The organism is Craurococcus roseus, from assembly GCF_039523795.1.
Classification (GTDB): Bacteria; Pseudomonadota; Alphaproteobacteria; order Acetobacterales; family Acetobacteraceae; genus Craurococcus; species Craurococcus roseus.
In genome coordinates this window covers 1-13,818 of sequence record NZ_BAAAFZ010000006.1, presented here as the reverse complement: position 1 = coordinate 13,818, position 13,818 = coordinate 1, and the positions used below count along the sequence as shown (strand labels likewise).

Below are 13,818 nucleotides of genomic sequence, written 5' to 3'. Positions count from 1 at the left end.
CGGCGGCACGCCGAGCGAGTTGGGCGAGGAGGCGCTGCGCGGCCTGGTTGCCCTTCTGCGCGAGGAGCTAGGCCTGCGCCCGGACGCCGAGCTCGCGGCCGAGCTCGACCCGCGCAAGATCGACGACACGGTGCTGGAGGTCTTCGCCGAGTGCGGCTTCACCCGCGCGAGCCTCGGCGCGCAAGACATCTCGCCCGAGGTGCAGGCGCGCATCGGCCGGGTCCAGCCTTCCGAACTGGTGGCCGATGCGGTGGCGCGGCTGCGCGCCGCCGGTGTCGCGCGGATCAACCTCGATCTGATGTACGGCCTGCCCGGCCAGACGCCCGACCATGTCGCGGCCAGCGCGCGCTTCGCCGCCGAGCAGGGTGCCGACCGGGTCGCGGTCTTCGGCTACGCCCATGTGCCATGGATGAAGCCCCACCAGCGCGCGATCGACGGGGCCGCCCTGCCCGACGCGCTCGGGCGCTTCGAACAAGCGGAGGCCGCGGAGGAGACGCTGCGCGCCGCCGGTTACGAGGCCATCGGCCTCGACCACTTCGCCAAGGCCGACGACCCGATGGCGGAGGCCGCCCGCGCCGGCGCGCTGCGCCGCAACTTCCAGGGCTACACCACGGACGCCGCGCCGTTCCTGCTCGGCCTCGGCGCCTCGGCCATCGGCCAGCTCCCCGAGGGTTACGTCCAGAACGACCCCGACGAGCGCCGCTACGTCGCCGCCGTCGCGGCCGGGCGGCTGCCGGTGGCGCGCGGCCGCGCGCTGACGGAGGACGACCGCGCCCGCCGCGCGCTGATCGAGCGCGTGATGTGCGACTTCGCCGTGGACCTGCGCGCCGTGCCCTTGCCGGTGATGGCCCAGGCCGCCTCGCGGCTCGCGCCGCTCGCCGGGGACGGGCTCGTTGCTTTGGAGGACGGCGGGCGGCGGCTGCGGGTGACGGAGGCCGGCCGGCGCTTCGCCCGCCACGTCGCCGCTTGCTTCGACGCCTACCTGAACCCCGCCACGGCCACCACAGCCGCGCCGTGTAGGCGGGGCACGGGGTGGAGTCCCAGCCGCGCGACGCCACGGTCCGCGCCGCGCTCGGCGAGACTCGCGCCAAGGCGGGGCCGGTCGGGGACGGGCGTCGCGGTTCCGGAGGCGGCGTTCATTCCCGCTGCCGCCGGGCGCCGAAGGAGGGCGTTCCGAGCGGGGCGTCGAAGCAGGCCGCGCGGCGGAGCCCGGCGAAGGCCTGACCGGCCGGGTCGCAACCGGGGCGGTGCGCCTCAGGCGCCGCCTTCGCCGGCGGCCAAGGCGGCGAGCGAGGGCCGTTCGGTGATCTCGAAGGCGGACAAGCCGTGCAGCTTGATCCAGCCCCGCTTGCGGAGGGCCGAAACCGCGCGGCTGACCGTTTCGAGCGTCAGCCCGAGCAGTTCGGCGATGTCGGTGCGGGTCGCGGGCAGGTCGAACACCGGCCCGCGGCGGCCGCGGCGCTCCTGGGCCTCGGCCAGCGACAGCAGGAAGTGCGCGACCCGTTCCTGGGCCGTCAGCCGTCCCAGCGCCAGGACGTGGTCCTGGGTGGCCGCCAACTCGCCGGCGCAGAGTTCGAGGAAGCGGCGCTCCAGCACGGGGTGGCGGCGGAACATCGCGTCCAGCCGGCGCCGGTCCACGCGGCAGATCGTGGCGCGCGTCAGGGTCTCGGCGCCGAACGCGTGCTCGGTGGCGGGCGTGAACCCCATGATGTCGCCGGCGAGGCGGAAACCGATCGCCGCCTGCCGCCCGTCGGGCAGGACGCGCGTGAGCCTCGCCGCGCCCTCCGCCAACGTGTAGACGTGCGAAGCGTCGTCCCCTTGGTGGAACAAGGGGGTGCGCGGCGCCACCGCCACGCGCTCGGTTTCGGCGGCCATGTCGTCCAACGCGGCGGGGCCGAGCGGCGCGCAGAGGCCGACCGACCGGGCGCCGCACCCTTGGCAGCGACTGGCGGCCCCGGTGCCCGGTCTGCGCGGCAGGCCGCGAGCGGCGTCGAACGGATGCAATGGGCGACCCTCGATGACGGCGGCGCCCCGGCCCACGGCGCGGGACACGCCGCCCGACCTTGACGCGGATCGAGCGTCGTCGCGTTGACTCGGGTCAATGGCCGCTTGGTCCTCCGCCCCGGGAGGCGCCCTCGGTCAGCCCGGCTTCCCGTCCGGCCTGGGGCGCAGCAGGATCGGCGCGTACACCCACAGGAACAGGGCGAAGGCCGCGATCCAGAGCGCGCCGGCCAGCGCGAGCGGCTCCGGGCCGCCCCCGGCCAGCGCCGGGCCGAAGGCGCGCGACAGGGCGGCGAGCGCGAGCAGGACATAGGCCAGCACCGTGGCCGGCGAGGCGGCGAGGTCGCGCCCCGTGTGCCCGAGCGTCGCGCGCGTCATCACGGCCAGGATCATCATCGCCAGCGCGCCCGCGCCTTGCAGGTGCAGCCAGTGCGCCGCCCAGGGCGCCCCCGCCAGCAGCCAAGCCGCCTTGGTGGCGAGCGCCAGCGGGACGAAGGCGTAGGCCAGGTGCAGCACCCACAGGATCGGCCGGCCCAGGGTCCGCAGCCCGTGCCACCGGGACAGCCGGACCGCCGCCAGCGCGGCCGCCAACGCCGCGACACCGCCCGCGAGCGCCCCGCCGGGCGCCGCCAGATCCACCAGCGCGACCGCCACCAGCGACAACACCGCCGCGACGTCCACCCCGGGCAGCGGCTTCGGCTCCGCCGGGCGGTCGGTCTTGCGCAGCGCGTTCAGGGTGAAGGACGGGATGATGCGCCCGCCGATCAGCCCGACCAGGACCAGGGCGACGTCGGCCGAGAGGAGTTGGCCCGCGCGCCAGGTTTCGCCCCGCCACCAGCCGGCGGCCTCGCCCAGCATCAGCAGGTCGCCCGCCCAGAAGCCGAGCACGAGCAGCGGCGGGCCGAACAGCCGCGCATTGCCGGCCCCCAGCAGCGCGGGCAGCACCAGGAGCAGCGTCGCCGGCAAGGCGGAAAGGGCGAGCGGCGCGGCGAGGCCGGCGGGCACGGGCGAGCCCGGCAGCAGGGCGAGCCGCCCGGCGACGAAGAGGGCGACCAGCGCCACCAGCGGCGCGCCCGCGTAGCCGCGCCGCGCCGTCCAGTTCGGCACCGCGGTCAGCACGAAGCCGATCATCGCGGCGCCGACGAAGCCGGCCAGCATCTCGTGCGCGTGCCAGCGGACGAGCGGCAACGGCCCGTCCGGCACGCCGAGCCCCACGATGCCGGCCACCCACAGCGCGACGACGAGCGGCGCCCAGCCGCCGGCGAGCAGGAAGAAGGGCCGGAAGCCGTAGGCGAACAAGGCCGGCAGCCGGGACGGGCGCGCGCGCCGCTGCGCGGCGGACGGCGCGGCGGCGGTCATGCGGGCACCTCGGTCCCGTCGGCTCCCGCGCCGAGGGCCGGGCGTGGCGGTCCCCACGAGGCCGCCTGCCGGGACGGTTCGCGCGGGCCGTTGGCCGCTTGCCGCGCGCCCCAGCCGGAGCGGAAGCACCAGTCGCGCAGGGAGATCGCGGGCGCGCCGACCGGCAGGCCGGACCGCGTCCCGTTGGGGCCGGAACCCTTCTTCATCCGTGCGCCGATGATCGGGAAGGTCGTCCTTCGAACGGCGGAGCGGACCGTGGAGGCCCTCGCGCCGAACCACAGGGCGCGGCACCGGTCCCCGCCGCCCACGCCCGCCGCTACGACCGCTGTCGCGCTCATGGTGCCGCTCCGGGCTTTTCGATGCGTGGCAAACTGGCGCCGGGCGCGCCGCGTCCGATTGACTCAGGTCAAGCCGGCCGCGATTCCGGCGAGCGGCGCGCTTCGAAGGGCGGGCCCGTCGGCGCGGCCTGACGCGGAGCGGGCGCGGGCTTGATCCAGGTCAAGGAGGACGGGCCGCTCCGGCTTATCGTCGGCCCGCACCCGAGGCTGGACAGCCCCATGCCGAACTCTCCCCTCAACATCGACCTGATCCGCCGCAGCCCCTTCTTCGCCGCCGCCGGAGAGGCCGCGATGGAGGGGCTGCTCCGCTCCAGCTTCGCGCAGCGATTGCCGCGCGGCACGGTGGTGTTCGAGCAGCACGAACGCGCCGATTTCCTGCACCTGCTGCTGGAAGGCAGCGTCGGCCTGCGGGCGGAGGACGAGGCCGGGCACGCCACGATCGTCGAGATCTTCGGCCCAGGCGAACTGTTCCTCGCGCCGGCGGCGGTGCTGCGGATGCCCTGCTCGGCGTCGGGCGTGCTGCTGGTGGACTCCCGCGTCCTGATGATTCCGGCCGACGCGTTCCGCGAAGCCATCGGCACGGACTTGGCGCTCTCCCGCGCCACGGTGGAGCTGCTGTCGCGGCACTGGCGGCTGATGGTGGACCAGGTGGTGGACCTGAAGCTCCGGCCGGCGGAGCGCCGCGTGGCCCGCTTCCTGGCGCGTCGGGTGCCCGAGGAGGCGGGGGCGGGCCCCGTGGGCTTGGCGGAGCCGCGCACCGCCATCGCGGCCCGGCTGGGCATGACGCCGGAAACCCTCTCCCGCGCGTTGGCCGCGCTGGAAGCGCGCGGCGCAATAAGGCTGTCCGCCCGCCGGGCCGACGTGGCCGACCGGGCGGCGCTGCTCGAGGCCGACACGTTCCCGAAACGCGTCCGGGTCCGCTGAGCCCCGCGGGGGCTTCGAGGAACGAAGGCCGGGAGCGGCCGGTTTGACGCAGATCACGGCGGCCAGCGCTCCGCGCGCCGAACATGCGCGGCCACGCCGTCCCGAGGAGGCGGACCATGCGCGCGATGGTGCTCGACCGGCCGGGTACGCCCCTGCGCGCCGCGGCCTTGCCCGATCCCCGCCCCGGGCCCGGCCAATTGCTGCTGCGCGTCTGCGCCTGCGCCGTTTGCCGCACGGACCTCCACGTGGTGGACGGCGAACTCCCCGACCCCAAGCCGCAGGTCGTGCCGGGCCACGAGATCGTCGGGCGGGTGCTCGAGGCCGGCGCCGGCGCGGAGCGGTTCCGCCCCGGCGACCGCGTCGGCGTCCCCTGGCTCGGCTCCTCCTGCGGCGGGTGCCGCTTCTGCCGCGCCGGCCGCGAGAACCTGTGCGAATCCGCACGCTTCACCGGCTACCAGATCGACGGCGGCTACGCCGAGCTGGCCGTCGCCGACGCGCGCTTCTGCTTCGCCCTGCCGGGCGCTTACGCGGACGCGGAAGCGGCGCCGCTGCTCTGCGCCGGCCTGATCGGCCACCGCGCGCTGCGGATGGCCGGCGCGGACGCGCGCCGGATCGGGTTCTACGGCTTCGGGGCCGCGGCGCACATCGCGGCGCAGGTGGCGCGGCACGAGGGGCGGGAGGTCTACGCCTTCACGCGCCCCGGCGACGTCGCGGCGCAGGCGTTCGCGCGCGGCCTCGGCGCGGTTTGGGCCGGCCCTTCGGACCGCCCGGCGCCGGAGCCGCTGGACGCGGCCATCCTCTTCGCCCCGGTCGGCGCGCTGGTGCCGGCCGCGCTGCGCGCCGTGGACCGCGGCGGCACGGTGGTCTGCGCCGGCATCCACATGAGCGACATCCCCGCCTTCCCCTACGCCATCCTGTGGCACGAGCGGACGGTGCGCTCCGTCGCCAACCTCACCCGCCGCGACGGCGAGGCCTTCCTCGCGCTGGCCCCGAAGGTGCCGGTGCGCACGACGGTCGAAACGGTGCCGCTCGACCGGGCGAACGACGCGCTGGGCCGGCTGCGCGCCGGCGCCGTGGAAGGCGCGCTCGTGCTCGTGCCCTGAGCCGCGCCGCGGCCGGCCCGGGAGAACGGGCGGCTCAGTGCGACATGAGCACGGGAACCGTCATCCGGCGCAGCAGGGTCCGGGTCACGCCGCCGAGGACCACTTCCCGGAGGCGCGAATGGCCGTAGGCGCCGACCACCAGCAGGTCCGCCGACAGGTCGGCGGCGGCGTTCAGGATCATGTCGCCGTCGCCGATCCCCGACCCGGCCGTCCGCTGCACCTCCACCTCCACCCCGTGGCGCGCGAGGTGGAGGGCGATGTCGGCCCCCGGCTCCTCGCCGTGCGCGCCGGTGCCGCGGCGCGGGTTGACCGCGAGCACGGTGACGGCCTCCGCCTGCGCGAGCAGCGGCAGCGCGTCGTTCACCGCGCGCGCCGCCTCCCGGCTCGCGTTCCACCCCACGAGCACCCTGCGGCCCACCGTCTCGAAACGCCCCGCCCAGGGCACCACCAAGACCGGCCGGCCGGAGGCGAAGAGCGCGTGCTCGACGACCTCGGGAACGGTGGGTTCGCCGGGGCCAGCGCCCTCCTGCCCCACCACCACGAGGTCGGCGTGGCGCGCGTGCAGCGCCACCTGCTGCCGGGTGACGCCCTCCACCGAGCGCCACTCGCCCGCGATCCCGTCGAGGCGCATCCTGTCGCGGAACATCGCCTCGACCTTGGACGCCTCCGCCGTCGCGTCGCGCCGCATGTCTTCCATCAGGTCGACGAAAGCGGCGGTGCCGCCCGCTTCGCCCGCGAACATGGCCGGCAACTCGACGTCGACCACGTGGAGCGCCGTGAGGTGGGCTTCGTGGCGCCGGGCGAGGTCGGCGGCCAGCCCGAGGCGGACGCCGGCCCGTTCGGTCCCGTCGAGGTGGACCAGTATGTCTTTGAGCGGCATCTCTTCCCTCCCGCCCGCCCTCCGGCCGCGGTTTGGGGCGGCCTTTCCACCGGCGGCCATGGTGCCGACCACAGGGCCGGGCCGCATTGATCGGCGTCAATGCAGGGCGGCGTTTCGGGGAGGCCGCGGCGCGATCCCGCGGGCCCCGCGCGCGTTCCCGCCGCGCGGCCCGGGGCGAGCCGCCCGGTTGGGGAAGGATGGACGATGAGGGTCGCGGACGTGATGAGCCGGCATGTCGAGTTCATCGAGGCCGACGCGCCGGTGCAGGAAGCCGCGGTGCTGATGGGGGAGCTGGACGTGGGCGCCCTGCCGGTCGGCGGGCCGGAGCGCCTGGAAGGCGTGCTGACCGACCGGGACATCCTGTACCGCGTGGTCGCCCGGGGCGGTGACTGCGCGTCGGTGCGGGTGCGGGACGTGCTCACCGCACCCGTGCTTTCGTGCCGGCCGGAGGACGACCTGCGCGACGCGATGGACCTGATGGCGGCGCACCACATCCGCCGTATGCCCGCACGGGACGCCTCCGGGCGGGTGGTCGGGTGGATCACCCTGGCGGACCTGTCCCGCCGCCTGCTGCTGGACAGCGGCGCCCTCCAGGCCGCGCTGCGGGACGCGACGGAAGACCGGGCGGCGGCCGGGCCGGCTACTGCCGGTAGCGCCGGTCGAGGCTGACCACGACCTCCGGCGGCAGGGCGAAGCGCGCCGCCAAGTAGCCCAGCCAAGCGCGCGACGCCGGCTCCCGCGAGTCGGCCGCGAGCAGGGATGCGGCGTAGGCGTGCGGCCCGATTCCCGCGTCCTGGATGTCCGCGAGGAGGTCGCGCACGGGGCGCGGGCGTTCCAACGCGGCGTCCAGGCGCCGGACCTCGCCTTCGCCGGCGCCCAGCCGGGCCAAGGTTCGCCGGGCCGCCCCACCACGGTCTTCCGACGGCGGCGTGCGGCCAGCGGCCAGCGTCGCCGCCATGATCTCGGCCAGCAAGGCGCGCTCGCGCTCGCCGAGGTTGCGCAGGTTCAACACCAGCGGGTACAGGGTTTGCTGCCGGTTCCCGAGCCAGCCGTGCAGCACCTTGGCCGCCAGGCCCTCCTGGAGGATCGCCTCCGGCCGCGTCGCCAAACGGGAGCGCTGGGCGGGGCCCGCCGCTCCCCCGGCGGCCGCCATCGCCCCCGGCTCCGGCTCCAGCGCCTCGGCCTGCCCGTCGCGGTTCCGCGCGGCGCCTATCAGCCGCTTCAACAGCTCCACCATCCCGTCGCCCCTCGGCAGTCCCCGCCGGCAACGCGTCGCGGCGCCGGCGGCTCCCCGGCGGAACCGGACGGGCGGTGGAGGGTTGGGGCGCCGCCACGCGCACGCCCCGCCGCGGCCGGATCGGAAGCCGGATGACCATCGACCAAGCGCTCGCCTTCGGGCTCGTCGGAACCACGATCGGCCTCTTCGTCTGGGGACGGCTGCCCTACGACCTGGTGGCGCTGCTCTCGCTGCTGGCCGGCGTGGTGGTCGGCATCGTGCCGGCGGACAAGGCGTTCGACGGCTTCGCGGACGACGTGGTGGTCATCGTCGCCACCGCGCTGCTGGTCAGCTCCGCCGTCGCCCGCTCCGGCGCGGTGGAAACGGCGATGCGCCCGCTGCTGCGCCGCCTGCGCGGGACCGGCGCGCAGGTGTCGGCGCTGTCCGGGATGGTGCTGGTGCTGTCGGCCTTCACCAAGAACATCGGCGCCCTGGCCATCTTCATGCCCGTGGCCTTCCAGCTCGGCCGCCGCACCGGCACCTCGCCGTCGAGCCTGCTGATGCCGATGGCCTTCGCATCGCTGATCGGCGGCCTCGTCACCCTGATCGGCACCTCGCCCAACATCATCGTGTCCCGGCTGCGGGAGGACATCACGGGGCAGCCCTTCGGGATGTTCGACTTCGCCCCGGTCGGCCTCGGCATCGCCTTGGCGGGGTGGGTGTTCCTGTCGCTCGGATGGCGGCTGCTGCCGCAGGGCCGCCGGGGCGCCGCTTCGATGGACGCCGCGCTGAACATCGAGGGCTACACGACGGAAGCGGTGCTGCTGCCGGACAGCCCCCTGACCGGGCGCACCGTCGCCGAATTGGAAGCTCTGGGCGAGGGCGGCGTCACGGTCGCCACCGTCATCCGCGAGCGTTTCCGCCGCTACACCCCCTGGCCCGACTGGGTGCTGCGGCCGGACGACGTACTCCTGCTGCAAGGGGAGGCCGAGGACCTGGACCGCGTGGTGGCCAGGGCGGGGCTGCGCCTGGCCGGCGAGCAGGCGAAGCCGCCCGCCGGCGCCGACGCCGAGGATGGCGACGAGGGGGAGGACAGCGTGGTGGAGGGCGTCGTCACCGCCGACAGCCCCCTGATCGGCCGCACCCCGGCGCAGATGGACCTGCACCGGCGCTTCGGCGTCAGCCTGCTCGCGGTGAGCCGCAGCGGCCAGCCCGTGGGCCAGCGGCTGAACGCGGTGCGGCTGCGCGCCGGCGACGTGGCGCTGCTGAAGGGCTCCTCGGGCGCCTTGCCGGGGGCGTTGGCCGAACTGCGGGTGCTGCCGCTGTCGCAGCGCGACATCGCCCTCGGCCGCAACCGGCGGAGCCTGCTGCCGGTGCTGGTGCTGGGGGCGGCGATGGTCCTGCTGGCGCTGCACCTGGTGCCGGTCGCGGTGGCGTTCTTCGGGGCGGCGGTGGCGCTGCTGGCGCTGCGCGCGATGACGATGCGGGAGGCCTACGGAACGGTCGAGTGGTCCGTGCTGATCCTGTTGGGCGCCCTCATCCCGGTCAGCGAAGCCATCCGCACCACCGGCGGCACGGACCTGATCGCCGGCTGGCTGTCCGGCGCGGTGGCGGCCCTGCCGCCCACGGCCGCGGTGGCGCTGATCATGGTGGCGGCGATGGCAGTCACGCCCTTCCTGAACAACGCGGCCACCGTGCTGATGCTGGCGCCCATCGCCGGCAGCCTGGCGAAGCAGCTCGAACTGAACCCGGACGCCTTCCTGATGGCGGTGGCGATCGGCGCCGCCTGCGACTTCCTCACGCCCATCGGCCACCAGTGCAACACGCTGGTCATGGGGCCGGGCGGCTACCGCTTCGGCGACTATTGGCGGCTCGGGCTGCCGCTCTCCGTCATCGTCGTGCTGGTCGGCGTGCCGCTGATCGCGCTGTTCTGGCCGCTGCGGCCGGCGTGAGGCCCGCGCCCGGCCGTCCCCGTCAACCCGGCGGCGGTTCGGCCTCGGCCTCGGCCTCGGCGGCCTTGTCCTCGGCGCCCAGGAGCGCCTCCTCGATCTGCGACAGCAGGCGGGAAAAGTCCACCGGCTTCGGGTGGTAGTCGTCGCAGCCCGCTTCCAGCGCCTTCGCCTTGTCGCCGGCCATGGCGTGCGCGGTGAGCGCGATGATGGGGACGCGCGCCGTGTCCGGGTCGGCGCGCAGGGTACGGGCGGCGGTCCAGCCGTCCATCACAGGCAGGTTCATGTCCAGCAGCACCACGTCGGGCCGCTCGGCGCGCACCATGTCCACGCCCTGCTGGCCGTCGTGCGCCAGCACCACCTCGAAGCCGCGGCGCTTCAGCCTGCGGGACAGGAAGTCCCACAGCTCTTCGTGGTCCTCGACGAGCAATACCTTGGTCATTGTCTCACCATCACGGGGTTGCGGCGGCCGGCGCGGGCTCGGGGGCGGCCGCGGCGGCTCCCGACGACCGCTTGCGGCCGGCGGCTATGGAGCGGAGTTCGGCGATCAGTTCGGTGGGCGGGTCGTCCTCGGACTGCACGACGCGCCGCACCTGGCCGCGCAGCTTTTCGATCTCGGGCTGCGACAGCTCGCCCTCGGCGAGCGCGATCAGCGGGACCGGCCGCCAATCGGGGCGGCGGCGGATGTCCTGGACGAGCCGGAAGCCTTCCCCTTCCGCCTGCACCGCAGCCAACACCAAGCCGGGCGGCGGGCCGCCCTCGTCCATGCGGCGCAGGACGGCGGCGCGGTCCGCGGCCTCCTCGACGGCCCAGCCCTCGGCTTCCAGCAGGCGACGCAGCTCGGCCCGGGCTTCCGGGTCGCCCTCCACCACCAGCGCCGAGCCCGGCGAACGGTAGCGGTCCAGCACCTCCTTCAACCGCGCCCACTGCACCGGCTTGGTCAGGTAATCCGCGGCGCCCAGCGAGAAGGCCAAGCCCTTCTGCTGCACGAAGCTCACCATCACCACCGGGATGTCCGCCAGCTCCGGGTCGGCCTTCATGGCCGACAACACCGCCCACCCGTCCATGTGCGGCATCATCACGTCCAGCAGCACCGCGGTGGGCCGCAGCTCCCGCACCAACGGCAGGGCGGCCGCCCCGTGCGGGGCGGTGCGCACGGCGAAGCCTTCCCTCCGCAGGAAACGCACCAGCAGGTCGCGGGCGGCCACGTCGTCGTCCACCACCAGCACCGTGCCGGCCGGGCCCTCTTCCTCCGGCGCGGTGCCCTCGGCGACCGCGGCCTCCTCCGCCGGCGCTTCCAGGTCCCGCAGGTCGGCCGGCAAGCGGATGGTGAAGGCGGTGCCCCGGCCGGGGCTGCTTTCCACCGCGATGTCGCCGCCCAGCATGGTGCAGAACGCCTTGGTGATGGACAATCCGAGCCCGGTGCCGCCGAAGCGCCGGGTCGTGGAGCTGTCCGCCTGGGTGAACCGGCGGAACAGGCGGCCGAGATGCTCCTCCGTCATGCCGATGCCGGTGTCGGAAACGCGGAATTCGAGTCGGCCGCGCCCGTCGGCCCCGCGCTCCCGCCGCGCCGAGACCGTGATCCGCCCGCCTTCGGTGAACTTCGCCGCGTTGCCGAGCAGGTTGAACAAGCATTGCCGCAGCTTCACCGGATCGGAGTGCATCGCGCCCAGGTCCGGCGCAAGGTCCAGCTCCAGCGTGTTGGACTTGCGCGCCACCAGCGCCTGCACCGTGTCCGCGACCTCGCCCAGCAGCGCGGCGGCGTCGAAGTCCTCCGCGTGGACCTCCATCTTGCCGGCCTCGATCTTCGACAGGTCGAGCACGTCGTTGATCAGCGACAGCAGGTGCCGGGCGTTGCCGTTGATCTTGCGCAGATCCTCCAGCATCGTGTCCGCGCCTTCGATCTCGGCGGCCTCCTCCTCCAGCATCTCGGAATAGCCGATCACGGCGGAGAGCGGCGTGCGCAGCTCGTGGCTCATGTTGGCGATGAACTGGCTCTTGGCCCGGTTCGCCTCCTCCGCCGCCTCCTTCGCATCGGCCAACTGCGCTTCGGCGCGGCGCATGTCGGTGATGTCGGTGTTGGTGCCGAACCAGCCGGTGACCGGCCCCTCGGCGCCGTCCTCTTCCGCCTCCTCCCGCACCGGCACGGCGCGCGACAGGAACCAGCGCCATTCCCCGTCGGCGCCGCGCAACGGGAAGGTGTCCTCCCAGGGCTCGCAGGTCCGGAGGGAGTGGCGGAAGCTCTCCTCCACCCGTTCGACGTGGTCCGGGTCATGCACCTTGCGCCATCCCCAGCCGCGCAGCTCTTCCAGCGTCTTGCCGGTGTAGTCGAGCCACCGCTTGTTGTACCAAGTGATCGCGCCCTCGGCGTCCGTCATCCAGGCGAGCTGGGGTATGGACTCCGCCACCGTGCGGAACTGCGCCTCCCGCTGCCGCAGTCGCAGTTCGGCCCGCCGGCGAAGGGTCACGTCCGTGACGGCGATGCCCACGCCGTCCACCCCGGCTTCCCCGCGCAGGGGGAAAAAGCTCATCCGCAGGTGGCGCAATTCTTCTGGCCGGTCCGGCGGGCGGATGTCCACGGCCAAGTTGGCGAAGGTCCGCCCCTCCGACAGGACGGCCCGCAACCGCGGCTCGATCTGCTCCCGTAGGTCCGGCGACAGGTCGGCGACGGACGAGCCCACTTCCACGCCCAGCGCGTGCTCCCCCAACTTGGTCAACGCCTTGTTGGCGTGGCGGAAGCGGAGGGACCCGTCGAGGAAGCCCAGGCCGACCGGGGCGTTCTCCAGCACGTCCTCCAGCAACGCGCGGCTGCCCCGCTCGGACCGGCGGCGGGCGACCATGTGGGCGGCCGCCAGCGCGCAGCCGAGCAGCAGGGAAGCCAGGGCGGCCGAGTTCAGCCAAGCGGAGCGGATGCGGTCGCGCCGCTCCGACGCCGCGATCCGGCCGCGCTCGGACTCCTGCAACCCCGTTATCTCTGTGCGGAGGGCGTCCATCGCGCCTTTGCCTTCGCCGGACTCCACGAGCCGGGCGGCCGCTTCCCGCCCCTCTCGACGCCGGGCCTCCACCACGCGGCTCGCGTGGGCGACCTTGTCCCGCACCAGTTCCCGCAAGCGGGCGGAGCGGGAGCGCTCGACGGCCGCCCCGAGCGCGGCCAAGCGGCGCTCCTCTTCCGCCGTCCCGCTGGCGAAGGGCTGCAGGTACTCGTCGTTGCCGGTGAGGGCGTAGCCGCGCGCGCCGGTCTCCACGTCCTTCATGGCCGAGAGGAGGGCTTCCGCCCGCAGCACCGTCTCGTTGGCGGCGGCCACCGCGGCGCGGGCGCGTGCCCCGGCGGCCACGTTCCAGGCGACGGCCAGCGCCGCCAGCAGCACGAGGAGCCCGGCCGCGACGGGCGCGGCGCGGCGCGAAACCCCCGCCGGGAGCCAGGGTCGCGGGGGCTGGGTATCGGCGGATGTCACGTGCGGTTCCGGCGGCGGTTGGTGAGAGGCACTAAGCGCCGCTCCGGGGGGATGGTTCGCCGGCGGCGAACCGATCGCGGCCCCGCGGCGTTGCGCTACGCAGGGCCGCCGGGTCGAGCCGGCCCGTTTCGGGGCCATCCATGGAAGAATCCACGACGACCGCGGACCGGCGGCGCCCTCCTGTCGCCCCGGCGGGGGTGCCGATGTCCGGCCTCGTCGCGCTGCTGGCGGGCGCGGTGGTCGTAGCGGCGCTGTACCTCGGGCGCGAGCTCTTCGTGCCGCTGGTGCTGGCCGTGCTGCTCGCCTTCGTGCTGGCGCCCCTGGTCCGGGCGCTGCACCGGTTGCGGCTGGGCCGCGCGCCGTCGGTGCTCGTCGCCGTGGCGCTGGGCTTCGCGGCGCTGTTCGGCATCGGCCTCGTGGTCGCCGGGCAGGTGTCGCAACTGGCGTCGAACATCCCGACCTACCAAACGGCGATACAGCGCAAGGTCGCGGACCTCAGGCTGGGCGAGCTCCTGGGCCAAGCCGCGTCCATGGTGCGCGACCTCGACGGCGGCCTGGGCCACGGCGGCGCGCCGGCGGCCGGCCCGGCCGCC

The 13,818-nt window shown here is 74.9% G+C and carries 12 protein-coding genes and 1 pseudogene; 6 read left to right on the top strand and 7 right to left on the bottom strand.

What is annotated here, in order from left to right:
• Positions 1-19: 19 nt before the first annotated feature.
• Positions 20-889, top strand: a pseudogene (locus tag ABD067_RS01300) (radical SAM protein); the annotation flags it as partial.
• Positions 890-1,254: 365 nt separating this feature from the next.
• Here ABD067_RS01300 and ABD067_RS01295 read toward each other — a convergent pair.
• From ABD067_RS01295 to ABD067_RS01285, 3 genes are all read right to left on the bottom strand, one after another.
• Positions 1,255-1,875: a Crp/Fnr family transcriptional regulator gene (locus ABD067_RS01295; RefSeq protein WP_343893324.1), complete on the bottom strand. Its 621-nt coding sequence runs from the start codon at positions 1,873-1,875 to the stop codon at positions 1,255-1,257.
• Positions 1,876-2,139: 264 nt separating this feature from the next.
• Positions 2,140-3,360 carry an NnrS family protein gene (locus tag ABD067_RS01290; protein WP_343893322.1) on the bottom strand — a complete coding sequence of 407 codons (1,221 nt, stop codon included), beginning with the start codon at positions 3,358-3,360 and terminating at the stop codon, positions 2,140-2,142.
• A complete protein-coding gene (locus tag ABD067_RS01285; RefSeq protein WP_343893321.1) occupies positions 3,357-3,698 on the bottom strand; it encodes a hypothetical protein in 342 nt (113 codons plus the stop codon). The genes ABD067_RS01290 and ABD067_RS01285 overlap by 4 nt, the downstream gene beginning before the upstream one ends.
• A gap of 150 nt (positions 3,699-3,848) precedes the next feature.
• Between ABD067_RS01285 and ABD067_RS01280 the strand changes: the two genes are divergently transcribed.
• Both ABD067_RS01280 and ABD067_RS01275 read left to right on the top strand, forming a co-directional pair.
• The gene (locus ABD067_RS01280) at positions 3,849-4,622 is read left to right on the top strand and encodes a cyclic nucleotide-binding domain-containing protein (protein WP_343893320.1); all 774 of its coding nucleotides are present in this window, start codon (positions 3,849-3,851) and stop codon (positions 4,620-4,622) included.
• A gap of 116 nt (positions 4,623-4,738) precedes the next feature.
• A complete protein-coding gene (locus ABD067_RS01275) occupies positions 4,739-5,725 on the top strand; it encodes a zinc-dependent alcohol dehydrogenase family protein (RefSeq protein ID WP_343893319.1) in 987 nt (328 codons plus the stop codon).
• Positions 5,726-5,759: 34 nt separating this feature from the next.
• On the opposite strand, the gene ABD067_RS01270 is transcribed toward ABD067_RS01275, so the two are convergent.
• A complete protein-coding gene (locus tag ABD067_RS01270; protein ID WP_343893318.1) occupies positions 5,760-6,605 on the bottom strand; it encodes a universal stress protein in 846 nt (281 codons plus the stop codon).
• A gap of 204 nt (positions 6,606-6,809) precedes the next feature.
• Here ABD067_RS01270 and ABD067_RS01265 point away from each other — a divergent pair, with 204 nt between their 5' ends.
• Positions 6,810-7,274, top strand: coding sequence for a CBS domain-containing protein (locus ABD067_RS01265; RefSeq protein ID WP_343893317.1), 465 nt, complete (start codon positions 6,810-6,812; stop codon positions 7,272-7,274).
• Here ABD067_RS01265 and ABD067_RS01260 read toward each other — a convergent pair.
• The gene (locus tag ABD067_RS01260) at positions 7,246-7,842 is read right to left on the bottom strand and encodes a DUF533 domain-containing protein (protein WP_343893316.1); all 597 of its coding nucleotides are present in this window, start codon (positions 7,840-7,842) and stop codon (positions 7,246-7,248) included. The genes ABD067_RS01265 and ABD067_RS01260 overlap by 29 nt on opposite strands.
• A 131-nt stretch (positions 7,843-7,973) precedes the next feature.
• Between ABD067_RS01260 and ABD067_RS01255 the strand changes: the two genes are divergently transcribed.
• Positions 7,974-9,773, top strand: a complete 1,800-nt coding sequence (locus ABD067_RS01255) for an SLC13 family permease (RefSeq protein ID WP_343893315.1) — start codon at positions 7,974-7,976, stop codon at positions 9,771-9,773.
• 22 nt (positions 9,774-9,795) lie between these two features.
• Here ABD067_RS01255 and ABD067_RS01250 read toward each other — a convergent pair whose 3' ends face one another.
• Positions 9,796-10,212: a response regulator gene (locus tag ABD067_RS01250; protein WP_343893314.1), complete on the bottom strand. Its 417-nt coding sequence runs from the start codon at positions 10,210-10,212 to the stop codon at positions 9,796-9,798.
• 10 nt (positions 10,213-10,222) lie between these two features.
• Positions 10,223-13,225 carry an ATP-binding protein gene (locus ABD067_RS01245; protein ID WP_343893313.1) on the bottom strand — a complete coding sequence of 1,001 codons (3,003 nt, stop codon included), beginning with the start codon at positions 13,223-13,225 and terminating at the stop codon, positions 10,223-10,225.
• 203 nt (positions 13,226-13,428) lie between these two features.
• Here ABD067_RS01245 and ABD067_RS01240 point away from each other — a divergent pair.
• A partial coding sequence (locus tag ABD067_RS01240) for an AI-2E family transporter (protein WP_343893312.1) occupies positions 13,429-13,818 on the top strand: 390 nt, incomplete at its 3' end.